Genomic DNA, 24,185 nt, shown 5'->3' with positions numbered 1-24,185 from the left:
AGGCCCTACGGGAAAGGAGCGGCATGCGTGAAGGAATGGCAGACGGTTCTAGTCGTAGACGACGATCAAAGCATCGTCGAGCTGTTGCGGGATTTTTTGGAGAACGATGGCTTTCGGGTACAAACCGCTTGTGACACGGTTCAAGCACTGGCTGTGCTGGGACGTGACACCATTCATTGCATCATCCTCGACATCATGATGCCGGGACAAAACGGTTTCGAGTTTTGCCGGCACATCCGGGAAACAAGCAATGTCCCCATCCTTTTCTTGAGTGCACGCAGCGATGACGTAGACAAGATTCGGGGGCTGGCGCTCGGAGGCGATGATTACATCGTCAAAACAGCCTCGCCCGGGGAGATTGTCGCGAGAGTGAAGGCTGTCTTGCGGCGCGCCCATGTTCAACAAGAGTCCAAGAGAAAAGTCCTGGATTACGGAGGTCTCATCCTGGATTTATCGGCGAGGGAGGTACGGGCCAATGGCGAGATGATCGCTCTGACACCCAAAGAGTACGAATTGCTGCGATTGTTTGCCGAACACCCGAAATACGTCTTTTCCTACGATCAACTGTTGGATCGGTTCTGGGATGGCGTGGGAGACCGGCACACCGTTCGCGTCCATCTCAGTCGACTCCGGGACAAAATAGAAGCGGACCCGAATCACCCGAAATGGATCGTCAACGTGTGGGGGATCGGATATCGGTTCATGGGAGAAAAGCATGATAACCATACGCATTCGTAATTTTACCATTCTCAGCCTGCTATTGGTGTTTCTACTGCCATGGATCTTCTTTTTGGCGGGCCATTTTATGGAAACGAAAACGTTCCGCTTTGTAACGAATGAAGCCGAACAGGAAAAAGTAGAGCAAGCGGTTCGACTGGTGGAGAACCATCCGGAAAAATGGACGGACGCCGCATGGCAAAGCCAACTGAGCCGTCAGCTGGAAGAAATGGGTTTGGGGGCATCCATCCTCTCGGGAGACAACCAGGTGATTTTTCAAACGAACGCGGGAAAGAAACCAGCCTTCGCGAAAACGGAGAGGTTTTCAGTCGTGCAGGACGGCAGCGTAATCGGCAGAGTGGCGATTTACGAATCCAATCCGAGGGCCATGCAGATGATGGCAGCGATTGCCGGTTTCTTTCTCGCCTTGGTCATCATCGGGGTTGCCATGAGACGATTGATTATCAAGCCGCTCGAAGAATTGAGCCTTCATGCCCGGGAGGTGGCAAAAGGGGATTTTGATGGAACGCTGCCTCCAGCAGCCATAGCGGAAATGGCAGAAGTTCGAGAAGGGTTTCGGGTGCTGGTTTCCGGGCTCAAGGAATCGTTCCGGAAGCAAGTGGAGCTGGAAGAGGAACGGCGGTTTGTCATGGCTGCCATGGCACATGACTTGCGTACGCCCTTATTCGCTTTGCGAGGCTATCTGGACGGACTTACGCAAGGCATCGCCCGATCTCCGGAGAAAATGGCCAAGTATGTAGCGGTTTGCAAGGAAAAGTCAGCCCAGCTGGACAGACTTGTGGAGGATCTGTTCACGTATGCCAAGACGGAATACCCGGACGTTGGGCTTCGCAGACAGTCCGTTGACCTCTCAGGTGTGATCGGGCGGTCGATTCAATCCCTGAGGCTCCAAGCCAGGCAAAAGAACATCTCGATCGTGGAGAACGCGGTTGAGCCTTCCTGCATGATCAGTGGCGATGCACACCTGCTGGAACGCGCATGGACCAACCTGCTGGAAAATGCGGTCAGACATACGCCGGATGATGGCGAAATTGTGGTGCAGTGCCGGCAGCAGGATGGCAAAGTAACGTTCGCGGTTCGCGATTCCGGGCAGGGCTTTTCCGAGGAGGAGCTTCGGTGCGCTTTTGAACCCTTGTATCGCGGGGAAGGGTCGAGAAGCCGAGCCACGGGAGGAGCAGGACTGGGGCTTACCATATCACGAAGAATCATTCGCCAGCACGGGGGGGACCTCGCTGTGGCCAATCATGCGGAAGGCGGTGCCCTTTTGAGCGGGTGGATCCCTTTGGAAAACCGCCAAATCGATGAAACCGGGAAATAAGAAATGAGCGGCCGGCTGGTAGAGTCGGCCGCTTTTTTGCGTGCGAGCGTCCCTCTATACCCTATAGAAATGTCCAATAATCTATATTTTCAGAAAAAATGGTACGGTATTGATATATCTTGTTCACTCTTCAGGGGGCGATGAAATGCGCAAAAGCGTATCTGTAAAAAAATGGGTGGCGACGACAGCGATGCTGTCCCTGTCCGTTTCGCTGCTGGCAGGGTGCGGCGGAAGCACGACGACGTCATCCACACCGGCTTCCACGGCACCTTCCGCAGAGACGCCGGCAGCTTCCAGTGCTGCGCCGAAAAAAGGCGGAACCATCACCATCGGAATCAAGGACGAGCCGGACCAGTTGGACATTCAAAAAACCGGGATGGCGGTCGCAAATCAGATCGCCGGCAACCTCGGAGGAGGTCTGGTCACCCAGGACCCCGAAACACTCGAATTCAAGCCGTATCTGGCGGAGAGCTGGAAAGTTTCCGAGGATGGAAAGACGTGGACGTTTGCCATTCGTTCCGGGGTGAAGTTTCACGACGGGACTCCCCTGACGGCCAAATCGTTTGCCGACACATACCGTCGCGCGCTCGATCCGGCGACGGCAGCCAAGGTGGCGGGCAGCAACTTGTCCGAAGTGGCCTTTGTCGAAGCGCCTGATGACAAGACGCTCGTCCTTACCCTCAAGGAGCCGTTCGCACCGCTGCTCCAGTACTTGAGCGACCCGGGCTGGCTGCAGCCACTGTCCATGGCAGCCATCCAAAAGGCGGGAGACAAGTACGGTCGTCAACCGGTAGGCGTCGGACCGTGGAAGTTCGACAGCTGGGAAAATGGGCAGTCCATCTCCTTCGTGCGAAACGAGGACTTCAACTGGGCCGACCCGATCGCCAAAAACCAGGGTGCTGTCTATCCGGACAAGCTGGTGTACAAATTCATCAGCGAAAACCAGACGATGCTCGCGGCGCTGGAGAGCGGCTCCATCGATATCGCTTCGAAAATCGACGCCAAGGACGTGAAGAAGTACAAGGACAATCCCAAATACGAGGTAAAGGAAATGCTCCGCAACGGACTCGGCCTGTTCATCATGATGAATACGCGAAAACCCGTGTTTCAACAGCTGGAAGTCAGGCAAGCCTTGAACAAGGCGATCAACAAGGAGGCGATCATGAAGGCGGTCATCCAGGGCGAGGGCGTCGTCGCTTACGGTCCCTTGCCCCCGTCGCTGTTCGGCTACGATGAAAACGTCAAGGAGTACGGATATAGCTATCAGGTGGACGAAGCGAAATCGCTGCTGGAAAAGGCCGGTTACCAAAAGAATGCGCAGGGAATCTTCGAGAAGGACGGCAAACCGCTGACGCTGGAAATTTTGGCGCAAACCGGGACGTGGGCCCAGGCGGCGCAGCTGATTCAAGCGATGCTCAAGGACGTCGGGGTCGAGGTGAAGATCGTGACGCTGGAGTGGGGCGCGTTGGTAGACACCGCGACCAAAGGAAACTTTGACATGACACTGATGGGATACACGCTGAACGACCCGGATGTCCTCTACCTGTTCCTCCATTCGAGCCAGATCGCCAATGGGCTGAACTTCAGCGCCGTCCACGACGAAAAGCTGGACGCCCTGCTCGTCAAAGGACGGACCACCGTGGACAGCGCGGCACGCAAGGAAGTGTACACGGAGATTCAAAAGTACGTCGTAGAGCAGGCGTGGTGGGTGCCACTCTACACCGAGAAGCAGTTCAACGTCGTGCGCAAGCCGGTGGAAGGAGTCCGGATCCATCCGCTGCGAGGGTTGATGTACCAGGATAGCTGGGTGAACCAGCCATGAGATCGTTTATCCTCCAACGCTTCGGTTCCGGGCTGATCGTTCTTCTGGGGATTTCGCTCTTCTCCTTTGCGCTGATCCATTTGATACCGGGCGATCCGATTCGCATCATGCTGGGGGAAAATGCGACGGCGGAGCAAGTCCATGCCCTGCGGGAACAGCTCGGACTGAATCGGCCGCTTGCGGCGCAGTACGTACACTACATGTCGAGCGTATTGCAAGGGGATTTGGGGACGTCCTTCAAAACCGGACGCCCTGTCCTGACGGAAATCATGGAGCGCTTTCCCGCTACGGTGAAGCTCGCGGCCAGCGGAATGCTGCTCGCCATTTTGATCGGCATTACGATGGGGATTTTGGCCGCCAAATTCAAAGATACGCTGCTGGATTTTTCGGCGATGAGCATCGCCACGCTCGGCGTCTCAGTTCCGAGCTTTTGGCTGGGGATTCTGCTTATCATGCTCTTCACGGTGAAGCTCGGGTGGTTTCCCATCGCGGGCGGCACCGGGCTGCGGGATCTCGTGCTTCCCGCCGTTACGCTCGGCGTGCTGGCGTCCACCGTCATCAGCCGGTTGACGAGAGCCGGGATGGTCGAAGTTCTTTCCTTTGACTACATTCGCACGGCCAGGGCAAAAGGGCTGGGCGAAGGCGCCGTGTTGTTCATCCATGCGTTTCGCAACGCGATGATCCCCGTGGTGACGATCGTAGGGCTGCAGATCGCTTCCTTGCTGGGAGGCACGGTCATCATCGAGCGGGTGTTTGATTGGCCGGGGCTCGGATCGCTCGCGATCAGCGCGATCGCGTCCCGCGATTTCCCGCTCGTCCAGGGGATCATCCTGTTCATCGGAGTCATGTTTGTCTTGATCAACATGCTGGTCGACGTCCTGTACAGCGTGATCGATCCGCGAATCGAAGTCGGACAGCCGAGGGAGGGGACGTAAGCATGAATCAGGCAAGTCCGGTTCTTCCCGCGCCGCCTGAGGCTCCTTCGCAAAAAGGGGCAGGCAAGACGACATGGATGCGGGAGGACAGCTTTCTGGAAAAACTCTGGCGCAGTCCGAAGGCGCGGTACAGCCTGGGAGTGCTGCTGGTCGTCATCGCGGTAGGAATCGCCGGTCCATGGCTGGCCCCCCACGATCCGACTCAGCCGTTTTACGAGGCGCTATTGTCGGAGCCATCGGCCGATCACGCCTTGGGGACCGATTCGATCGGACGCGATGTCTTGTCGCGGCTGCTGCACGGAGCCAGGGTGACGCTGCTGGTGGCCGTCATGGCGGTGTCCATTACCTTTTTTACCGGCACGTTCATCGGGGTGACGAGCGGCTTCGTCGGCGGAGCCGTCGACCTGGTCCTGATGAGAATCATGGATATGCTGCTCGCCATTCCCAATATCATCATGGCGATGGCGATTGTGGCCATTCTCGGCCCGAGCTTGACCAATGCGATGATTGCCGTGGGGATTGCGGGCATTCCCAAGTACGCCAGGCTGACGCGAGGCGCCACTTTGACTGTCAAGGCTTCCGGATACGTCGAGGCCAGCCGGGCGGTCGGCACCTCGCATGCGCGGATCCTGCTCGTCCAAATCATGCCCAACATCATGAGCCCGCTGCTGGTGTACACGACCTTGCAGATCGGAATCGCGATCCTCGACACGGCTGCGCTGAGCTTTATCGGACTGGGGGCGCAGCCGCCTACGCCCGAGTGGGGGACGATGCTGAGCGAAGGGAAGGAATACATTCACGACGCCTGGTGGCTGGCTACCTTTCCCGGACTCTCGATCACGATTGTCGTATTTGCCGTCAACATTTTGGGTGACGCGCTGCGGGACATCTTTGACCCGAAAGCGAGCTAGACGGATTTGCTCAATAGCGTTTTCCGGTCCAATGATTTGACGGCATGGATGAAAAACTCGACCAGCTCCCGATTGGCGTCCCGCAAATGGATGATTTCGATTTTGCGGGTGAGCTGGGCTGCGGGCTGCGGCCTGATTTCGTGAAGCAGGCCGTTCGCCAGCTCTTCGGCCATGCAGAGCTCGGGCAGGAAGCTGATGCCGACTCCGCGCATAACCATCTTTTTCGCTGCCTCGAAATTGTCGACCTCCATCATGATGTGCGGGTTGATCTGATTTCGGTGGTAGTGGCGCTGGACCATCAGCCACTCGATGGTGCCGTGGGCGAGGACGATGTGCGGTTCCCTGCCCACTTGCTCCCAGTTCAGCTTGTGGGACGGCAGCGCCCGAAACGGATGCTGGGGCGGCACGACCAGACGCAGCGTGTCCGTATGCAAGTGATACGATTCGATCAAAGGATGGGACACCGTTCGCACCAGGCCGAAATCGGCTTCCTTCTTCAAGACCTTGTCCATGACGTAAGCGGAAGAGCCGACGAGGATTCGAATGCCCACCCCCGGATACTTTTTGCGGTAGATCGGCAGTATTTCCGGGAGGATATGGGTCGACATCAAGAGCGTGCAGCCGATTGTCAGGCTGTTTTCCGTATGCGGCTGCTCGCGTAGCGTAGAGGATATTTCCTGATAGGCGTGGAGGATTTTTTGGGCATAGGGAAGAAATTGCTTGCCGCGTTCGGTCAGGACGATCTGCTTGCCGCCGTCCCGGTGAAACAACGGGCCTTCCAGTTCCCTCTCCAGCGTCTGGATCCTGGCCGTAATGGAAGGCTGGGTCAAATAGAGGGCTTCTGCGGCTTTGTTGAAGCTGCCGAGCTGAAACGCATACAGGAATGCCTCAATATTGTCCATGTTCATGGTGGAATCCCCTTTCAGAATATTTACTCTCTTTGAATATGAGCAGAAGTATAACACAAAACGGCAAGTTCGCTTGCGGATCGGAGGTACCGAATGAATCGCCAACCGCCTGTGCTGGAAGTAAAAGGGTTGACCACCCAATTTACCGGCCGCAAAAAAGCGGTGACGGTCGTGGACCAGGTCGATTTCACCGTGCAAAAAGGAGAGACGCTCGGCATCGTCGGAGAGTCGGGCTGCGGCAAGAGCGTGACGTCCCTGTCGATCATGCGGCTGTTGGGGAAAAACGGCAAAGTGGTGGCGGGCAGTGTCCTGTTCGAGGGAAGGGACACGCTTCAGCTGGAGGAAAGGGAGATGAGGTCAATTCGCGGCAATCGGCTCGCGATGATTTTCCAGGAGCCGATGACCTCGCTCAATCCCGTGCTGACGATCGGCAGACAAATCGGGGAGGTGTTGAAGCTCCATACCTCTCTCGGGCAGGAGGAGCGCAAGCGTCGCGCCATCGAGCTGATCGCCCAGGTAGGGATCCCCAGGGCCGGCGAGATCTACGGGGAGTATCCGCATCGCCTCTCCGGCGGGATGCGGCAGCGCGTGATGATTGCAATGGCCATGGCTTGCCAGCCGCAGCTGCTGATTGCCGACGAGCCCACGACGGCCCTGGACGTGACCATCCAGGCACAAATGCTTGGTCTCATGCGCGACATGCGGCAAGAGACGGGGATGTCGGTAATGCTGATTACGCATGACTTGGGAGTGGTCGCGGAGATGTGCGACCGCGTGCTGGTGATGTACGCCGGTCAAGTGATCGAAGCAGCGGATGTCCGCACGCTGCTGCGCAGCCCGAAGCATCCCTATACAATGGGCCTGATCCGGTCGGTGCCGCATAACGCCCGCGGCGAAAAACGTCTGTACGCCATTGCGGGAAACGTACCTTCTCCAGGGGAGTGGCCCGCAGGCTGCCGCTTCGCTCCGAGATGCCCGGAGGCGATGCCGATCTGCCAGCAGCAAAATCCTGAGCTGATGAAGATGACGGACGGCTCTGCATGCCGATGCTGGCTGCACGAGGCAGAGGCTGCGGCAGTGGGGAGGGAATCATCGTGAAAAAGCCGATCCTTGAAGTGAAGGGACTGAAAAAGCACTTTGCCTCCAAGCGCGGCTGGTTTCGGCCTGCATCGTCCATCCAGGCGGTAAGCGGAATCACTCTCACCGTATACGAGGGCGAGACCTTGAGCATTGTCGGCGAGTCGGGCTGCGGCAAGTCGACGACAGGGCGCTGCCTGCTGCGGCTGCTGGAGCCGACGGCGGGAGAAATCCGGTACCGGGGAAAGGACTTGACCAAGCTGACGGGAAAAGAGATGCGGGCCATGCGGAGCCAGCTGCAAATGGTGTTTCAGGACCCGTTTGCGACATTGAATCCCAAGCTGACGATTCGCCGCATCCTGGAAGAGCCGCTTATTGCCCAGAAGGTAGCCAAAGAGAAGTGGAGCTCGCTGATCGAAGAGACCATTCGCGTCGTCGGACTCCATCCTTCCCAGCTCGACCGCTATCCCCATCAATTTTCAGGCGGTCAACGGCAGCGCATTGGAATCGCCCGGGCGCTCATGCTCCGTCCCGCCCTGATAGTCGCGGACGAGCCGGTCTCTGCGCTGGATGTGTCGATCCAGTCGCAGATCCTGAACCTTCTGCAAGATCTCCAGGAGCGATTCGGGATGACGTACATCTTCATCTCCCACGACCTGGGAGTGGTCGAGCACATTTCAGACCGGGTGGCGGTCATGTACCTGGGAGAAATCGTGGAGCTGGCTTCCAAGGAGGAGCTGTTTCGAAATCCGTTGCATCCGTATACGAGGGCACTGATCTCCGCCATCCCGGTCACCGACCCGGACGAAAAGAAGGAGCGGATCATTTTGCAAGGAGATCTGCCCTCCCCGGCGAATCCGCCGAAAGGGTGCCGGTTTCACCCGCGCTGCCAGAGCTGCATGGACATTTGCCGGACAAAGGTGCCTGCGGAAACGATGGTGAACGGGCAGATGGTCAAGTGTCATCTATATTCCTAAAAAGGGGAGAGACTGCACATGTACGCACACGTAAACGGGACTCGCATTTTCTTTGACGTGGAAGGGATGGGATGGGTACCGGACGGACCGACGCTGCGGCAAAAGCCGACCTGCTTTGTCCTGCACGGCGGGCCGGGCGGCGATCACACGGGCTACAAGCCAGGATTGACGCCGCTGGCGGACGAGATGCAGCTCGTCTACATCGACAATCGGGGAAGCGGACGATCTGCGCAAGGCCCGATGGAGACGTACACACTGGAAAACAACCTGGAAGACATCGAGGCGCTGCGAAAGCACCTGGGGCTGGACCGGATTGTCCTGCACGGCCATTCGTACGGCGGCATGGTCGCCCAAGCGTACGCCCTGCGCTATCCGGAGCACGTGGCGGGCCTTTTGCTGCTCACGACCTCGCCCAGCTACGAGTTCTTGGACAAGGCGAAAAAAATCGTCGAGGAGAGAGGGACGCCGGAAATGAAAGAGATCGCCCAGGTGCTGTGGGACGGGGCGTTCTCCTCCCAGGAGCAGCTCCAGCTCTTCTACGAACGGATGGCCCCGCTTTACTCGTTCACTCACAATCCGGAACCGAGCGAGGAAGAGCGGCAACAGGCGAGGGATGCACGAGCGCGATCCAATCGCTCCTATCAGGCGCTGAACGCGGGGTTCGGCGGTTTCCTGAAGACGTTCGACTTGCGGGAGCAGTTGCCCGCCATCTCGGCGCCGACGCTGGTCATGGGAGCTCGCCACGACTGGATCACTCCGGTGGAAGATTCCGAGCAAATCGCCAGTCTGATCCCAGAAAGCGAGCTCGTCATTTTTGAAAACAGCAGCCACAGCGTCATCAAGGACGAACACGAGCTGTACGTGTCTGTAGTGCTGGATTTCGTCCGAAGGAGAATCTGCGGGTGATCCGCGTATTTGTTTCACTATTCTGCATCTTATGAGGGTATTGTGAGACAAACTGTGAGACGTGTTCTATTTATCTTCCCCCCTCGTTTTCGTATCATCAAGGTACAAAAGGGGAGAAGATCATCATGGAAAAAGTAAACATCGCTCATCATTTTTCAATGTTTCAGGAAGCGTGGGGGCCCAAGATTGTCGGTGAACTGAACGGGTCCGCAATCAAGCTGGAAAAGCTGCAAGGGGAATTCGCCTGGCAGCAGCACGATGACAAAGATGAACTCCTGATTGTAGTAAAAGGCAGACTGCTCATGATGTATCATGAGCGTAACATATGGGTAGAGGCAGGGGAGCTCATCGTCGTTCCCAAAGGAGTGGCGTACAAGCTCTATGTTCCGAACGGAGAATGTCACGTCCTCGCGATCGAGCCTGGCGTACAGCAAGCAAAACTTCAACACTGTTCGTAAAATGAACGAAGCTGTCAGTGTCTGGCCGACCAAAGGACCGGATGCCTGACAGCTTTTTGACGTAGGAAAACAGCGGTGGCGAAACTTCTCCGGACGGCCTGGAGACCACGCTTTTTCCTTTCCGCATGGAAAAGCTCCCGCGATCCGACGATCTGCGGGAGCTTAACACTTCCTCACCTGATTCTTTACTTCATCGAGACGGCTTCCTGCACACGGCTCATTGCCGCCTGACTGATCAAGCCGAGCCGCCACAGCGCAAACCCTTTGAGGCCGTAGCGTTTCGCCAGACCGATTTTTTGGTTCACGGACTGATCGTTTTCGCTTCCCATGGAGATGCCCAGAATCAGCTTTTCCTTTGGCACTTTAGCCAAAGCCAGTCGAATCGCCTGATCGACCTTGTCCATGGGCTCAGGACCCTTCTCGTTTTCGTACGCGTACGCCATGATCACGAGATCATCCGCCAGCTTCCCCAGAGAGGCGTAATCATAGCCTTGGTAAGCCCCGTTCAGCGGGTGGAGCACCAGTGTCAGCTTGGCGCCAAGCGGTTTGATTTGCCCCGAGAGCAGCTGCACGAACTCGTTGTAGTCTTGCTTGATTTCGGTGGCCTGACCGTTCATTCCCAGACCTTCGAAATCGAGGACGACGCCTTCCAGTCCTTTTTCCTGCACGATTTTGACAATACCCGCGATTGCCTTTTCCCGCAAGCTTCTGTCGGTCAGGAGGGTGGTGAGCTCGCCGCTCCCGTCTGCCGCAAAGACCATCAGATAAGGTGTCGTACCGGCCGCCTTCGCTTCGCCGATGATCGTCTCCGGCGTCGTGGAGCCCGCTGGCTGCGGCCAGTAAAAGTCGCTGCCGGAGAGGGTCAGGCTGCCGTCTTTGTCGATGCGGCTCCAGCCAAATGCGACAGAGTCAAAGCGGGAAATCAAGTCTTTTTGCGCAAAAGACGAGATCGCGTAAAAGGCAAGGCTGTACATATCTCGTGCGGGTGAGACAATGGAGACAGTCTTGGTCGATTCGTCCCAGCTCACCTTTGCGCCGAACTGTTCGCTAAAAAAGCGCAGCGGAATGAGGGTGCTGCCGTTTCGTTCATACGGAGCGACGGCGAGCCCAACCGTCTGTCCATTGACGAAAATTTGCGGATTGCCCAGCGTCATTTTCACCGTTTTTTGATCTTGTTCATTTGTCTGAATCGCCGTAATCGTCTGCGTCGGTCCGTCCCACTGAACGTCGACACCCATTGCTTCGGAGATGGCGCGGAATGGCACCAATGTCGTGCCCTTCTCGATCACCGGCGGCGTCGGAAAGGCTAATGGATAGCCGTCCATTAGCACCGTGATGCCAGAGGAGGCGGCAGTGGCAGCGGATGCCGGAAAAGTCCCGATGACGAGTGAGCAGATGCATATGGACAATGAGAGAAACAACTTCCAGAGTCGCGTCACGATCATGATAGGATTCCTCGCTTTTACGAGAGTAGGTTTTACATATCAGTTTATATCAGTTTTCTGTACGGGGTGGCAAGAAGCATTTCTGACAACGAAATGATCCATTTGCAATTTTCAGGGGAGTGTGAGAGTTTTGATGAAGTCTTTTGCAAGGTTTCTTGGCGTTTTCTTTGCACTGGGGATCGCGGGCTGTTCGCAGCAGCCTGCGGCACCCGATACAGCGTCGTCGTCCGAAGTAGGGGAAGCCATAGGCACGCCAGCCGTGGCCGCGTCCGCTTCGCCGGAAGGAAGCCCGCAGTGGGCCGCGGACCGTCTGCTGGAAATCTCCAATCAGTCGTATCAGCGATTGGCAGGAGCAAAAAGTCAGGAACTGCCTTTTGAATCGGTGCGGGAAGAGGTGCGGCTGTTCATGACCGACCGCTTTATCGACGAGGAGCAGCTCGAGCAATACTACAAAGGTGGCGTTGACCCTACCCGTCTGTACCTGTTTCACTACGATCCAGGCGCTTTGCTGGCACGCACCGCGATTCAGGAGCGGACAGAGAGCCGCATCGTCGTGAAAACGATGTGGTTCGCCAATGACCTGAACAGCGGCTATTACGAGATCAGCACGCTGGTCAAGCGCGGCGGAGGCTGGCTGCTGGATGAGAAGCGCAGAGAGGAGATGCCGGAGGGCGGGTTTGGCCTCACGATTTCCGAAGCGACTGTGTACATGAAAAACAGTCCGGAAGTCGAGCCGCCGGCAAAATCGGTCAGATACGTCGGAACCAAGAATTTGGAGGGATTTGCCGGTGTCTACGGGCAATTCTACGAGTTTGATTGTGACGGGAGCGCGTATTACTTTTCTCCGGTAGACGGTTACGTGGTGAGCGAGTCTGGGAGAGTTGCTAGAATGCAAAGCTATTGACTTTGAGCCATTTTTCACGTATAGGATGGTAATAGTGTGGACGCTATGAAAATTTGGGGAGCGCGTGTGTAATTTTCGAGATGCGGTCTCTCTTCATGAGAAAGTATCAATCGAATGGTTCAATTCTGCGTAAATGAGAAGCTGGCAGCCCCGATCTGGTTTGAGGTGATACACGTTGGATGACAGTATTTATCTATTGGTGAAAAAGGGCGATCCCGATCAACTGCACAAACGGAAGTTTTTGACGAAGGAGACGTATACCATCGGGCGAAGGGGTACGCAGTTCCAGCCCGATATCGCGTTCTCCAGCTTGTACGTATCCCGCAAGCATGCCGTCTTGCAAAAGATGGGCGGCCAATATGCGATCGCAGACCTTCAGAGCAAGCACGGCACGGAGGTCAATGGTGTCCCCGTCCACGATACGCCGCAGCTGCTGCATGACGGCGACCGGATCTGTCTGGCAAAAGGGGCGGTCGAGCTGGTCTTTTTTGCGGAAGGAAACGAGCTGGACGCCACGCGTGAATATGTGATTCCCCTCAATACGGCACCGTCCGAGCTGCCAGGGCTCGCGATCAATCTGGAACGCAGGGAAATCCGGCTGGACGGCAAACGGCTTCATTTGACCGGAAAAGACATGGATCTCTTGATGCTGTTGTACGGGCGTGCGAATCAGGCGGTGAGCTACGAGGAAATCATGGTGCTGATCTGGCCGGAACGCCTGGCCGGCACGGACAAGTCGGTCCCCGATGTCGGGCGGGCTGAGATCAACGCGCTCGTGTACAGGCTCCGCAAGCGGCTGGGGCGTTATGGAGAGAAAGTGACGACGATACCGCGGTATGGCTATATGTGGGAAACGGAAGAGGGAGGCTGGCAGTAGCCTCTTTTTTTCGTGCCTTTCTTCATCCAACGGTTGCTTTGGGGGCGGAAAAAGGAGAAAACGCTGTGGCTCTTGGGTCGCAGCGGGGAAGCGTGAACTGTCCAGCTCCATTCCAAAAGAGGAGCGGCGTCCAAAAGCAGCGGTTTCGGGGGAGTCTCTCAAGGTTGGACGCTCAGGAGTGTTCCTCTTTTTCCATTGCGCTTGGGTAGCGCCCCAAAGGCCTTCGCTTTTTTCTCCTTTTTCCGGGGCGAGCTTTTGGTTGGGAAAGGCGTGGGGGCGACGCTTCGCCGTCTTTGAAAAGCCTTCTTGATCCAACGGTTGCCTCGGGGGCGGAAAAAGGAGAAAACGCTGTGGCTCTTGGGGCGCAGCGGGGAAGCGTGAACTGTCCAGCTCCATTCCAAAAGAGGAGCGGCGTCCAAAAGCAGCGGTTTCGGGGGAGTCTCTCAAGGTTGGACGCTCAGGCGTGTTCCTCTTTTTCCATTGCGCTTGGGTAGCGCCCCAAAGGCCTTCGCTTTTTTCTCCTTTTTCCGGGGCGAGCTTTTGGTTGGGAAAGGCAGTTGGGGGCGACGCTTCGCCGTCTTTGAAAAGCCTTCTTGATCCAACGGTTGCTTTGGGGACGGAAAAAGGAGAGGGGCGCTTTATGGCATCCAACATCCCGAAATAACTGGCGAGAGTTCCCGCCTCTGTGGGAGTCTGCCGCCGAATTAACATCAGAATTTTTAAAATATTATCATCCGCTTCTGATCAGCTTGTTACTTTCCTATCAGCTTCCCTCCATATAATTTCCAGACCCGCTATATTATCGTGGTGGATGGAAGGGAGAAGATCCGCGTGAAAAAGACCTGGATTTGGTTTTGGACAGTCTTTGCGGCGGTGCTCGCCGGTTTTGGCCTTGTGTATTGGAATCTTTGGCAAGACAGCCCCAAGAGGGATGGCGAGCTGGCACAGTCGGCTTTTAAAGCTTTTACGTCCCACTGGCAAAACAGACAGTTCGCGGAGATGTACGAGCAATTGTCCGCAAAGACGAAACAGCAAGTGACGAAGGAGCAGTTCATTTCTCGCTATCAAAATATATATGAAGGAATTGAAGCACAAAACATGACGGTCCAGCCGTTGATAAACGGACCTGTGGAGCCGGGCGAAGATGGAACCGTCCTGCTGCACTACCGGCTCAGCATGGATACGTTTGTCGATCCGATCGCGTTTACGGGCAAGACCACTCTGGTCAAAGAAAAGCAGGAAGGAAAAGAAGGCTGGTACGTCGTCTGGAATCCGAGCTTTCTGCTTCCGGACATGCAGGAGGGGGACAAGGTCCGGGCTTCGACACTTGCTCCGAAACGCGGGGAGATCCTTGACCGGGCCGGGCGGCGACTGGCAACGAGCCGGACAGTCGTGGAGGTCGGGCTCAAACCGGATGAGTGGAGCAAGCAGCCAACGGCAGAGAAAAAGCGGGTCAGCGAGCTTCTGGGCATCCCCCAGCAGGAGCTCTCGGCCCGTTCGGATGCAGGAACGGCGGCCAACAGCACGTTCGTCCGAGTCGCGACACTTGCCGAGGACGATAAACGGCTTTTCTCTTTGACAGGGACCCCAGGAATGGTCCTGCAAAAGAAGCAGGTGAGGTACTACCCGTACAAGGAAGCGTTGGCGCACCTGATCGGCTACACGGGTGCGATCAGCCGCGAAGAGCTGGAAAAGAAAGAAGCGCAAGGCTATCGCGCCTCCGACCGGATCGGAAAAGCGGGGCTCGAGCAGCACTACGAGGATCGCTTGCGAGGGACGGCCGGGGGACGCATTTCCATCGTCGATGCAAACGGAGTGGAAAAGAAAATCGTAGCCGAAGCGCTGCCGAAAAACGGAGAGACGATCAAGCTCACCATTGACGCGGAGCTCCAGCAGCGCATGTACCAGGAAATAAAGCAGGAGGCCGGCGCTGCGGCGGCGATCGATCCGAAGTCGGGCGAAATCGTGGCGTTGCTCAGCACCCCGGCCTACGATCCCAACGATTTTGTTCTCGGCATGTCATCCGAGGAGTGGAAGCGGCTAAACGAAGATCCCAAAAAGCCTTTGCTCAATCGCTTCGCCAGCGGCTTCGCGCCCGGCTCCACCTTCAAGCCGATCACAGCCGCGATCGGCTTGGATACGGGGGCCATCACCCCGGAAGAGGAAAAGAACATCACGGGCTTGCACTGGCAAAAAGATTCGTCTTGGGGAAACTATGAAGTCACCCGCGTCAGCGACCCTCGAGTGCCGGTGAACATGCAACGAGCGCTGGTTTATTCGGACAACATCTACTTCGCCCAGGCTGCGCTCGCTATCGGGGAGGAACGGTTTTTGCAGCAGGCGAAAGCGTTCGGCTTCGAGGAGCCCATACCGATTCCGTTTCCGCTCGCCTCGTCGAAGCTCACCCAAGCAGGCATGCGAAACGACATTCAATTGGCCGACTCCGGCTACGGCCAAGGAGAGGTGACGATGACTCCCCTGCATCTGGCTCTGGTCTACAGCGCATTTGTTAACGAGGGGAACATCGTATATCCGTCGCTCCTTCTGGGAGAGCGGCACGAAACGTACTGGAAGCCCGGGGTCATGTCAAAAGCAAGCGCGCAAGCCATTCAGCGCGATTTGCTGCAAGTCATGGAGGATCCCAAGGGGACGGGACGGGGTGCGCGTGTCCCGGGGCACCGGATCGCCGGCAAGACGGGGACCGCAGAGCTCAAGCAGAAAAAAGGGGAGGCCGGAAAAGAGAACGGCTGGTATGCTGCATTCAATGTGGACGACCCGAAGCTGCTGCTCGTCATGATGGTGGAGGACGTTCGCGGGCGAGGCGGCAGCCATGTGCTCGACGCCAAGATCAAACGGCTTTTTTCGTACGCACTGCCATAAAGAAAGGAAGAGGCTGCTGCTCCCCCGAGGATGCGGCAGCTTTTGATTCTCCGTCAGTTGGGGAAGGTGGGGGAGCACAACAAAAAAGGTTCCGGATGAATTTGGGGGCGCGTAACGATCGTGCTGCCTGCAGCGTCTTAGCCTAATGCGAAAGATGCTTGGGTAATGCTGGAAAACGCTCTGGCGAAGCTCTCTCCTGGGGCGGCTGATTGGCGCTGCATACCGGATCTGGATAGTTTTCCAAAATGTGTGAAAAGGTAAGAGTACAGCCTGTCCTTAGCAGTGGAGGAGAAAGAACGTGAAGGAATCACCCGTAAATCCGGAGAGAAAAGACCGCATCACCCGTCTGCAAATTGTTTACTTCCTGGTGTTCATCCTGTTTGCCGGGATTATTTTGCGACTCGCGCAGCTGCAAATTCAGCAAGGTGCCGAGTATGCCAGCGAGCTGATGACCCGTTCTTACAAAAAAGACCCGATTCCCGCGATGCGGGGCAACATCTACGACCGCAACGGGCACATCATTGCGGAGAGCAGGCCTTCCTTTCTGGTCGTCTTTCGCGAGCAGGACGGGATGGGGAAAGAGGACTATGTCAGCCTGGTCGGCAAGCTGGAGAAAATATTGACTGGCGTCGATCGCGCGACGCTTTTAAAGAAGATGGATGTCGGCTATGCCTACGAGAAAGGGGCCGTCGTCCGAACGGCCAGACAGACGCCGAAATACGTGGAAAGGGAACTGAAAAGCGACTTGACCGAAAAAGAGATCGCGGTGCTGGGGGAACATCGTGGAGAGCTGAAAGGGATCGAGGTCGTCACCAAGCCGATCCGGCAGTACGATCCGAAGCAAATCGCCGTGCAGGCCGTCGGTTACGTCCGTCCGTACCACATCGCAGAAAATCTGGATATCGGTTCCTATCGGAAGGAAAAGGAGCAGTACCTGCCGACCCAGTTCGTCGGGCTGGATGGCATCGAGCTGTCCTACGAATCGCAGCTGAGGGGAGTCAACGGATATCGACTGTACGAAGTGGCCGCCGACCAGACCGTGGTGAAGCAGCTGGAGAAGGTCCCGCCCGTTCGCGGGAACGATGTGACCCTTACGATCGACGAACGCGTCCAATTGGGGATCCGGGATGAGGTCTCCCTCTTTCTGCCCCAATTGCGAGCCACGATCCCCGAAGCGAAGTATGCCAAGGGAGCGTACGTGGTTGCCATCGAGGTCAAGACCGGAAAAGTCGTAGCGATGGTCAGCTATCCGGAATACGACCCGAACGTCTGGATCGAAGGCCCGGACCAGCGCATGTACGACCAGATTCAATACGCCGTCACCAACGGCACCATCCGGGAGGCGCCGTATGACGCCCGGCCGCTGACGGGTGAGGCAGCCCTGCGGGAAAACGACAAGCACCCGCGCTCCATCTTGCCCTCCGGCTCCGTCGTCAAGCCGATTACAGTTCTGCTCGGCTTGCAGGAAGGGCTCATCACCCCGCAAGATCACTGGCAAGATCCCGGCTCGTATCAGTACGGGAGGGGGACGGACCGGGTCAGAAACGACAATGGCCACGTCTATGGGGTCCTGACGCCGGAGAAAGCCATCCAGAAGTCCTCCAATACATACATGGCACGGATCGGAGAGGAGCTGTCGAAGAAAAAGGGAAAACAATCCGCCTCGATCCTGCAAAGCTACTATCATATGTTTGGCCTGGGAATTCAGACCGGCGTGGACCTGCCGAACGAAAGCAGCGGAAAAGAGGACTATCTGGTGATGAACGAAAACTACGGCCCGCTGGCTGCCATGGTCCAAGCCTCTTTCGGCCAGCAGATTCGCGCGACCAGCATGCAGCTGGCGCAATATGCGGCGACGCTTGCCAACAAGGGAGTCCGCTTGCAGCCCCAGCTGGTCGAAAAAATAACTGGGCCGGATGGAAAGGTCGTTCGTCCGTTCACCCCGCATGTCTTGAGCACGTTCCCGCACCCTGATGCGTATTGGGACATTTTGACGAAGGGGATGGTCATGGTGACGCAGCCGGGAGGGACGGCGGTTCGGGCCTTTGAAGGGCTGCCGTATTCCGTCGCCGCCAAGACCGGTACGTCGGAGCAAGACATTTACGTCCCGGTCACCATCACCGACGAGAAGACAGGGAAGAAAAAGACGCAGTGGAGAAAGCACGCAAGGGTCACCAACGGCGTCAGCATCTCCTTCGCCCCGAGCGACCACCCGAAGCTGGCCGTCGCAGTCATCGTCCCGGAAGGCGGATATGGCGGACGCTCTGCGGCTGTCATTACTCGGTATGTCTACGAAGTGTACGACAAATATGTGGGCCTGCGCGGATGAGCTTCAGTCTTGAGTCGCCCTTGCCATTTCGTTAGAAGTGGCAAAGGTGGCTTTTTTTGCTATGTTAAACGGATTGTTGATATTCGAATGGTCAGCAGGTTTTATTGGTGTAACGACTCTTCTGCACCAAATCCGCTAATTCACGATAGTAGAAGTCCGAAAGTAATTTCGTTTCTTGATCGATTGTCTCGGTTTTTTGTTTAGAAGTGGGGGGAGCTTGGCAGGCGTTCATTATGACTGAAAGGCAAAGCAGTAGCAGAAAGGACCAAGTCTTTTTACAAGAAGTGTGCAGATAGCCAAGAAAGTAACCGTCAAACACGCGGTTCCTTTTCATTTCACTAGTTTCCTCCGGCAAGTAAAAAATTACCTTATTATCCATTTTTTAATTCATATCCACATTTAAACTAACCCTACCTTTGCAAATTGTCAATAATCCTGAAGGTGACAGGGGCTCTTTTCTGTACGAGAAAGGAGCCCCGCAAAACTTTAGCCTTTTTTTAGAATCGGTTTAGAGGCGGTTAAGACCCCATGGCTATCCTTGAAGACAGGGCGAAGGGAAACAAGACGCCCACAATCAAAAAACGGTGGTGACATGCAGTGAAGAAAAAATGGTGGGTAGCGGGAGCGAGCGTAGGATTGGGAGCAGTTTTGCTGTGGGGAGTCGGTATTCCGGCCAGCGCGGGCAATTCCGGTCTGGACATCTATCAGGAAGCGATGAAGCATACGAAGGCGGAGACTAGCATGACAGCGCATGTGCAGGTAGAAGTGACGGACAACGGGAAGCGGCTGGCGACTTTGTCCGGCGAGGCCAAAATCGACCGCGACCGGCAGGAGATGAGCGCAGCGGGAACGCTGGAGGATTTGGTCGGCGGGAAGAGCCGCAGCTTCGAGGCGTATCGAGAGGATGGCAGCGTCATCGTGAAAAAGGGAGACAGCGATGTGTATCAGCTGATCGAGACCGGCGGCTGGCAAAAGAAACGTGAAGATGCTCCGGCAGCACCGCCTGTCATCGTGGAGCACGTACACGATATGATGCTCGGACATTTCCGGGATCTCTCGACGGTAGAGAGCTTGCCGGATGGCAGCAAGGAAGTCGATCTGCAGCTAACCGAGGAAGAACTGCCTTTTTTCGCGAACAAGATCGCGGAGAAGTTCTTTGCCAAAGTCGCGGAGGAGAAGCAGCCTGGCGAGTCCGACATTCACAACGTACCGCTGCAGCTGCCCAAACTGAAGCAGGAAATTGAGGTGGAGCAAGTCACCCTTCAAGCGAAGATCGACCGGGATAATCGGATCGCCGGGCAATCCGCTGAAATTCATGTGGCGGGTACAGACGAGAGGGGCCGAAAGCATGAGCTTGTCGTGAAGGTGGACGTCAGCCTTAGCGACTTTTCGCAAACGCAGCCAGTGCACTTCGACCCGGCTGGAAAACAGGTGGAGCGCGTCAGCGGCTGGCGCCATCCTGCCGAAAAATAAGCTCGCCGCATTTCATAGGATCCCTTGGTTTGCGTGTAGTATAATGCTTGTACCGTGTTGGATCGGGAAAATGTGGAAGCGCCTTTGGGTGAGAAGACGGGGAGGATGCCGATGTCCATCAAGACAAGACTCTTGCTTTCCTATATCGCCATGATTATCGTGCCGGTCGTCCTGTTCGGCCTGGCAGCCTCGACCTGGGCAACTGTCTTTTTCGGAGACATGGCGAGAGGCGGCAACGAATCCGGCAAACCTCCTTTCTGGCATGTATTTAACCAGCGCACCGAATTGGTGGCGGGAGTGAAATTCATGGCCCGCCACGAGCCGGACCGGCTGCTGGATCCAGGCATGCTCGCGAGCGTAGACGGTGAGCTGGGAGCTGCGAAGGCCGAGATGGTTCTGGTAAAAAACGGGGAGGTGGCATTCGCCTCTCCCTCTGTGACAAAAGCGGAGCTGGAAAAGCTCGTGCACGGACCGCAGCCTCCAGCCGAAATGGCCTACCGACCTGCAAACGGCAGCTTTATGGTGGATTCTTTTGACTTTGCCTTCGGAGACCAGAGCCGGGGGACGCTCTACTTTCTTTCGGATCCGCGAGAGCTGTTTGCCAGCGGCAGGGCTTTCGTGCTCACGCTGGTTCTTTCGCTTCTCGTCATCATCGGCCTGACCAACGGCGTATTGACTTACTTCGTCTCGCGCAGCATTATCAGACCGCTCCACCAGCTGAAACAAGTGGCGGAGGAGATCAAGGAAGGCAATCTCGAGCGCTCAGTGTCCCTGAACCGCAAAGACGAGCTGGGGAAGCTGGGAGAAGCATTCGAGGAAATGAGGGGACGGCTGCACGATTCCGTACGTCTCCAGCTCCAGTACGAAGAGAACCGGAAAGAGCTGATCGCCAGCATTTCCCATGATCTAAAGACGCCGATAACGGGGATTCAGGCGTGTGTGCAAGCGATGCAGGCAGGCATTGCCGATACACAGTCCAAACGGGAAAAGTATTTGAAAATGGTGGCAAACAAAGCGGAGCAAATGAATCGCTTGATCGACGAGCTGTTTCTGCACTCCAGGCTGGATCAAAAAAAGTTCCCGTTCCACTGGGAGCGATTGGATATGACGTCGTTTATCGTCGCGTTTACAGAGGAGCTGCAGCTCGATCCGCGATGGGAGGACGTTCACATCTCTTGCATTCTTGACGAAAGCCAGCCGCTTCCGGTGCTCGCGGATCGGGAAAAGCTCGGGAGGGTCATGCAAAACATCTTCGACAACAGCCTGAAATACCTGGAGAAGGAAGAAAAGCGCATTCGGATCGCGCTGTCACAAGGCCCTGAGCAAGTGACGGTCAGCATCGAGGACAACGGAGCGGGCATCGACCCGGCGGCTCTCCCGCACATATTCGACCGGTTTTATCGGGGCGATCCGTCGCGAAATACGGATACGGGCGGCAGCGGACTCGGCCTTGCCATTGTAAAGCAAATCGTAGACGCCCACGGAGGATCAGTGTGGGCAGACAGCCGTCTCGGCGAGGGCACCTGCATTGCCTTTACGCTGCCGCGGCATCAGACGCAAGGGAGGGAACGGACATCAGACGCATTCTAATCATTGAAGACGATCAGGTCATCGCCGAAGTGGAAAAAGATTATCTGGAAGCGAGCGGCTATGCCGTGGAGGTAGCCGAAACAGGGGATGCCGGGCTGCAGAAGGCGCTGCATGAAGAGTTCGACCTGATCCTGCTCGATCTGATGCTGCCGGGAATCGACGGCTTCGCCATTTGCAAGCAGGTGCGGGAAGCCAAAAACATTCCCATTCTGCTGGTCTCCGCCAAAAAGGAGGACGTCGATAAAATACGCGGCTTGGGGCTCGGGGCGGACGACCACATCAGCAAGCCGTTCAGCCTGGGCGAGCTGGTCGCGCGCGTAAAGGCGCATCTGGCCCGCTACGATCGGCTGCTCGCGGACGAAAGTCGAAAGCGGCCGACAGACGAGCTCCACATCCGGGGAATCCGAATCGACAAGCCGGCTCGCAAAGTGTACGTGAACGGAAAAGAGACCGCATTGACGGGCAAGGAATACGATCTGCTGCTGTTTTTGGTCGCTCATCCGGGCTGGGTATTCAGCAAGGATGAGCTGTTTGAAAAAATCTGGGGGCTGGACGCGTATGGGGACAACGCGACGGTGACCGTCCACATCAGCAAGCTGCGGGAAAAAATCGAGGCCGATCCATCCAACCCGCAATACATTGAGACGGTTTGGGGAGTGGGCTATCGCTTTATGCTGTGAGCTTTGGTCTTACCCCCGTTCTCTGGCAATCCACCTGTACTTTGTCCCACGCTAGATGCGTAACCTCCCATCCTTTTCTTTGCCTACCTCCCGACTGGCTTACCCGACACGTTTGCATGTTTCACCTACCGACTGAACGAGGTGAACGCATAAATGAACAAGATCAGCATGACGCAAAAAAAGTGGCTTCTGCTGCTGCACGTGATTTTTTCAGCCATCATGCTCGGAGGTGCCGTCATCTTTCTCGTCCTGAGCATCGTCGCGACGACATCCCAAGATTCCGGTCTGACCCAGTCGTGTTACACGGTCATGCACGCTCTGTCGAAAACCTCCGTCAGGGCATCGACCATCGGGACGCTGGTCACCGGGCTGTTGCTGTCAGCATGGACGCATTGGGGCTTTCTGCGCTATCACTGGGTCATCGCAAAGGAGGTACTGTCAGTTCTCGCCATTTTGCTTGGACCCGTGGGGATGTACGTCTGGACCTTTGGAGCTGCGGCGTCCGGCCAAAGCAGCGCGCTGCTTTGGTGCGGCATCATCCTGCAGATTCTCTCGCTCGCCGCAATCTTTTTTCTTTCCGTATTCAAGCCAGGGGGCAAGAGAGCGATGCGGAAATAATTCTTTCATGCTTCGTCTCCCGTCGAAATAACCATCAGATACACTAGAAAAAACGATCTGTGGGAAGGATGGGAGAAATTCTCATGAATCCGGTATTGTTCGCTGTTTTGGTCATCGTAACCACGTCGCTGATGGGGTCTTCTTTCGCCGTCGGGAAGCTGGGGCTTGCTTATTTCTCGCCGCTGCTCTTGGTTGGCTTCCGGTTTACGATCGCGGGGCTGCTCATGGCGTGGTGGGTGCGGAAAAAACCGTTACCGTCATCGCTCGGCGAATGGGCGAAAATAGGTCTCATCGGCTTTTTGCAGACCGCCGCTGTCATGGGCTGCATTTTTCTCAGCCTGCGCACGATTACGGCTGGCGAATCATCGATTTTGACCTTCATGAATCCACTCTTGGTCGTCATCTGGGGAACGGTTTTCCTCGGCATGAAATACCGCTTCGCGCAGTGGGCAGGAGTGATTCTCGGAATCGTCGGCGTATTCATCACGCTCGGGTCCCATCTGCAATGGGAGACAGGCACGCTTTTCGGCATCGGCTCCGCCGTCTCCTGGTCAATCGCCACGCTTCTGGTAAAAAAGTGGGGCGCACGCTTCAATGTCTGGGTCATGACCGCTTATCAAATGCTGATCGGAGGCATGCTCCTCCTGGCAATGGGTGTGACGCTGGAAGTCCCGAAAATGGTGCTTACCCCCGCATCTATCGCCATCGTCCTCTGGCTTGCAATCATGGCTTCGATCGTCCAGTTCGCCACGTGGTTCTACCTGCTGAACCAGGGAGACCCCGGTCGGACCAGCGCCTTTCTTTTCCTGGCCCCGTTTTTCGGCGTCCTGTCTGGCTGGCTCCTGCTGGGTGAGATCGTCCAATGGCATGTATACGCAGGCGGCCTGCTCATCTTCGCGGGAATCTTTCTGGTCAACTGGACGTTTTCCGCCAAACGGAAGCAGCCATTGGCTGTGACGGCTCTCAAAAAGTGACCAAGCAGATCGGAGCCGGCCAGGGAAGGCATCCGTGCAAGAGTCCCTACGAACCTGGAGCGTTTTCTCCTTTTTCCGTACCTGGCACAAGGTCCGAGCGAGCCCCCAAAAAAAACTGCAAAGCGAACACCCAGACACGCTTTTACGTTTTTCAAGAAGCAGTGATGGAACCAAAAGCTGTCCAGGAAAAAGGGGAAAAAAGCGAAGGTCTTAGGGACACGACCCAGGCGGAGCGGAAAAAGGGGAACATGCTAGAGCGGCCATCCATGAGAAGCCTCATCGATAAGGCAACTTTGGCCGCCGTTCCCCTTTTGGAGTGCAGCCGGCCAGGTAGGACGTAGAAGCAGTGTCCCTACGAACCTGGA

The 24,185-nt window shown here is 56.3% G+C and carries 20 protein-coding genes; 18 read left to right on the top strand and 2 right to left on the bottom strand.

Annotation, left to right across the window (positions count from 1 at the left end):
• The first annotated feature begins 27 nt into the window (after nt 1-27).
• From RGB73_RS24685 to RGB73_RS24665, 5 genes are all read left to right on the top strand, one after another.
• Complete coding sequence (locus tag RGB73_RS24685) at nt 28-738, top strand: response regulator transcription factor (RefSeq protein ID WP_310765480.1); 711 nt, start codon at nt 28-30, stop codon at nt 736-738.
• On the top strand, nt 716-2,056 hold the full coding sequence (locus RGB73_RS24680) for a sensor histidine kinase (protein ID WP_310765478.1): 1,341 nt from the start codon (nt 716-718) through the stop codon (nt 2,054-2,056). The genes RGB73_RS24685 and RGB73_RS24680 overlap by 23 nt, the downstream gene beginning before the upstream one ends.
• A 145-nt stretch (nt 2,057-2,201) precedes the next feature.
• Nucleotides 2,202-3,878, top strand: a complete 1,677-nt coding sequence (locus RGB73_RS24675; protein ID WP_310765476.1) for an ABC transporter substrate-binding protein — start codon at nt 2,202-2,204, stop codon at nt 3,876-3,878.
• Nucleotides 3,875-4,813 (top strand): nickel ABC transporter permease, encoded by a 939-nt coding sequence (nikB, locus tag RGB73_RS24670; RefSeq protein ID WP_310765474.1) that lies wholly within the window; start codon nt 3,875-3,877, stop codon nt 4,811-4,813. The genes RGB73_RS24675 and nikB overlap by 4 nt, the downstream gene beginning before the upstream one ends.
• A gap of 2 nt (nt 4,814-4,815) precedes the next feature.
• Nucleotides 4,816-5,724, top strand: a complete 909-nt coding sequence (locus RGB73_RS24665; RefSeq protein WP_310765472.1) for an ABC transporter permease — start codon at nt 4,816-4,818, stop codon at nt 5,722-5,724.
• On the opposite strand, the gene RGB73_RS24660 is transcribed toward RGB73_RS24665, so the two are convergent.
• Nucleotides 5,721-6,632: a LysR family transcriptional regulator gene (locus tag RGB73_RS24660; RefSeq protein WP_310765470.1), complete on the bottom strand. Its 912-nt coding sequence runs from the start codon at nt 6,630-6,632 to the stop codon at nt 5,721-5,723. The genes RGB73_RS24665 and RGB73_RS24660 overlap by 4 nt on opposite strands.
• 93 nt (nt 6,633-6,725) lie before the next feature.
• Between RGB73_RS24660 and RGB73_RS24655 the strand changes: the two genes are divergently transcribed.
• The 4 genes from RGB73_RS24655 to RGB73_RS24640 all read left to right on the top strand — a co-directional run bounded on the left by RGB73_RS24655 (nt 6,726) and on the right by RGB73_RS24640 (nt 10,050).
• The gene (locus RGB73_RS24655) at nt 6,726-7,730 is read left to right on the top strand and encodes an ABC transporter ATP-binding protein (RefSeq protein ID WP_310765468.1); all 1,005 of its coding nucleotides are present in this window, start codon (nt 6,726-6,728) and stop codon (nt 7,728-7,730) included.
• Entirely contained in the window at nt 7,727-8,686 is a 960-nt protein-coding gene (locus RGB73_RS24650) for an ABC transporter ATP-binding protein (protein WP_310765466.1), read from the top strand. The genes RGB73_RS24655 and RGB73_RS24650 overlap by 4 nt, the downstream gene beginning before the upstream one ends.
• An 18-nt stretch (nt 8,687-8,704) precedes the next feature.
• On the top strand, nt 8,705-9,592 hold the full coding sequence (locus RGB73_RS24645; protein WP_310765464.1) for an alpha/beta fold hydrolase: 888 nt from the start codon (nt 8,705-8,707) through the stop codon (nt 9,590-9,592).
• Nucleotides 9,593-9,717: 125 nt separating this feature from the next.
• Complete coding sequence (locus RGB73_RS24640; protein ID WP_310765462.1) at nt 9,718-10,050, top strand: cupin domain-containing protein; 333 nt, start codon at nt 9,718-9,720, stop codon at nt 10,048-10,050.
• Nucleotides 10,051-10,235: 185 nt separating this feature from the next.
• Here the strand turns inward: RGB73_RS24640 and RGB73_RS24635 are convergent, their stop codons facing one another.
• Nucleotides 10,236-11,495 (bottom strand): stalk domain-containing protein, encoded by a 1,260-nt coding sequence (locus tag RGB73_RS24635; RefSeq protein WP_310765460.1) that lies wholly within the window; start codon nt 11,493-11,495, stop codon nt 10,236-10,238.
• Nucleotides 11,496-11,625: 130 nt separating this feature from the next.
• Here RGB73_RS24635 and RGB73_RS24630 point away from each other — a divergent pair, with 130 nt between their 5' ends.
• The 9 genes from RGB73_RS24630 (at nt 11,626) to RGB73_RS24590 (ending at nt 23,820) form a co-directional block, all read left to right on the top strand.
• Entirely contained in the window at nt 11,626-12,399 is a 774-nt protein-coding gene (locus tag RGB73_RS24630; RefSeq protein WP_310765458.1) for a hypothetical protein, read from the top strand.
• Between the two features lie 175 nt (nt 12,400-12,574).
• Nucleotides 12,575-13,276 carry an FHA domain-containing protein gene (locus RGB73_RS24625; protein ID WP_310765456.1) on the top strand — a complete coding sequence of 234 codons (702 nt, stop codon included), beginning with the start codon at nt 12,575-12,577 and terminating at the stop codon, nt 13,274-13,276.
• Nucleotides 13,277-14,107: 831 nt separating this feature from the next.
• Nucleotides 14,108-16,156 carry a penicillin-binding transpeptidase domain-containing protein gene (locus tag RGB73_RS24620; RefSeq protein WP_310765454.1) on the top strand — a complete coding sequence of 683 codons (2,049 nt, stop codon included), beginning with the start codon at nt 14,108-14,110 and terminating at the stop codon, nt 16,154-16,156.
• 298 nt (nt 16,157-16,454) lie between these two features.
• Nucleotides 16,455-18,485: a peptidoglycan D,D-transpeptidase FtsI family protein gene (locus RGB73_RS24615; protein WP_310765452.1), complete on the top strand. Its 2,031-nt coding sequence runs from the start codon at nt 16,455-16,457 to the stop codon at nt 18,483-18,485.
• A 597-nt stretch (nt 18,486-19,082) separates the two neighbouring features.
• On the top strand, nt 19,083-19,958 hold the full coding sequence (locus tag RGB73_RS24610) for a hypothetical protein (RefSeq protein ID WP_310765450.1): 876 nt from the start codon (nt 19,083-19,085) through the stop codon (nt 19,956-19,958).
• Between the two features lie 111 nt (nt 19,959-20,069).
• Nucleotides 20,070-21,548: a sensor histidine kinase gene (locus RGB73_RS24605; RefSeq protein WP_310765449.1), complete on the top strand. Its 1,479-nt coding sequence runs from the start codon at nt 20,070-20,072 to the stop codon at nt 21,546-21,548.
• Nucleotides 21,533-22,228: a response regulator transcription factor gene (locus RGB73_RS24600; RefSeq protein ID WP_310774530.1), complete on the top strand. Its 696-nt coding sequence runs from the start codon at nt 21,533-21,535 to the stop codon at nt 22,226-22,228. The genes RGB73_RS24605 and RGB73_RS24600 overlap by 16 nt, the downstream gene beginning before the upstream one ends.
• Nucleotides 22,229-22,381: 153 nt before the next feature.
• Nucleotides 22,382-22,846, top strand: coding sequence for a hypothetical protein (locus tag RGB73_RS24595; RefSeq protein ID WP_310765447.1), 465 nt, complete (start codon nt 22,382-22,384; stop codon nt 22,844-22,846).
• A gap of 83 nt (nt 22,847-22,929) precedes the next feature.
• Nucleotides 22,930-23,820, top strand: a complete 891-nt coding sequence (locus RGB73_RS24590; RefSeq protein WP_310765445.1) for a DMT family transporter — start codon at nt 22,930-22,932, stop codon at nt 23,818-23,820.
• Nucleotides 23,821-24,185 lie beyond the last annotated feature (365 nt).

This window comes from Brevibacillus brevis (assembly GCF_031583145.1).
Lineage (GTDB): Bacteria > Bacillota > Bacilli > Brevibacillales > Brevibacillaceae > Brevibacillus > Brevibacillus brevis_E.
This window is presented reverse-complemented; position numbering and strand designations above follow the sequence as displayed.

What these genes read in the sequence shown, in the direction of transcription:
- RGB73_RS24680 (WP_310765478.1), top strand. Translation starts at nt 716, where the DNA reads ATGATAACCATACGCATTCGTAATTTTACCATTCTCAGCCTGCTATTG.
- RGB73_RS24675 (WP_310765476.1), top strand. Translation starts at nt 2,202, where the DNA reads ATGCGCAAAAGCGTATCTGTAAAAAAATGGGTGGCGACGACAGCGATG.
- nikB (WP_310765474.1), top strand. Translation starts at nt 3,875, where the DNA reads ATGAGATCGTTTATCCTCCAACGCTTCGGTTCCGGGCTGATCGTTCTT.
- RGB73_RS24665 (WP_310765472.1), top strand. Translation starts at nt 4,816, where the DNA reads ATGAATCAGGCAAGTCCGGTTCTTCCCGCGCCGCCTGAGGCTCCTTCG.
- RGB73_RS24660 (WP_310765470.1), bottom strand. Translation starts at nt 6,632, where the DNA reads ATGAACATGGACAATATTGAGGCATTCCTGTATGCGTTTCAGCTCGGC.
- RGB73_RS24655 (WP_310765468.1), top strand. Translation starts at nt 6,726, where the DNA reads ATGAATCGCCAACCGCCTGTGCTGGAAGTAAAAGGGTTGACCACCCAA.
- RGB73_RS24645 (WP_310765464.1), top strand. Translation starts at nt 8,705, where the DNA reads ATGTACGCACACGTAAACGGGACTCGCATTTTCTTTGACGTGGAAGGG.
- RGB73_RS24640 (WP_310765462.1), top strand. Translation starts at nt 9,718, where the DNA reads ATGGAAAAAGTAAACATCGCTCATCATTTTTCAATGTTTCAGGAAGCG.
- RGB73_RS24635 (WP_310765460.1), bottom strand. Translation starts at nt 11,495, where the DNA reads ATGATCGTGACGCGACTCTGGAAGTTGTTTCTCTCATTGTCCATATGC.
- RGB73_RS24605 (WP_310765449.1), top strand. Translation starts at nt 20,070, where the DNA reads ATGTCCATCAAGACAAGACTCTTGCTTTCCTATATCGCCATGATTATC.
- RGB73_RS24595 (WP_310765447.1), top strand. Translation starts at nt 22,382, where the DNA reads ATGAACAAGATCAGCATGACGCAAAAAAAGTGGCTTCTGCTGCTGCAC.
- RGB73_RS24590 (WP_310765445.1), top strand. Translation starts at nt 22,930, where the DNA reads ATGAATCCGGTATTGTTCGCTGTTTTGGTCATCGTAACCACGTCGCTG.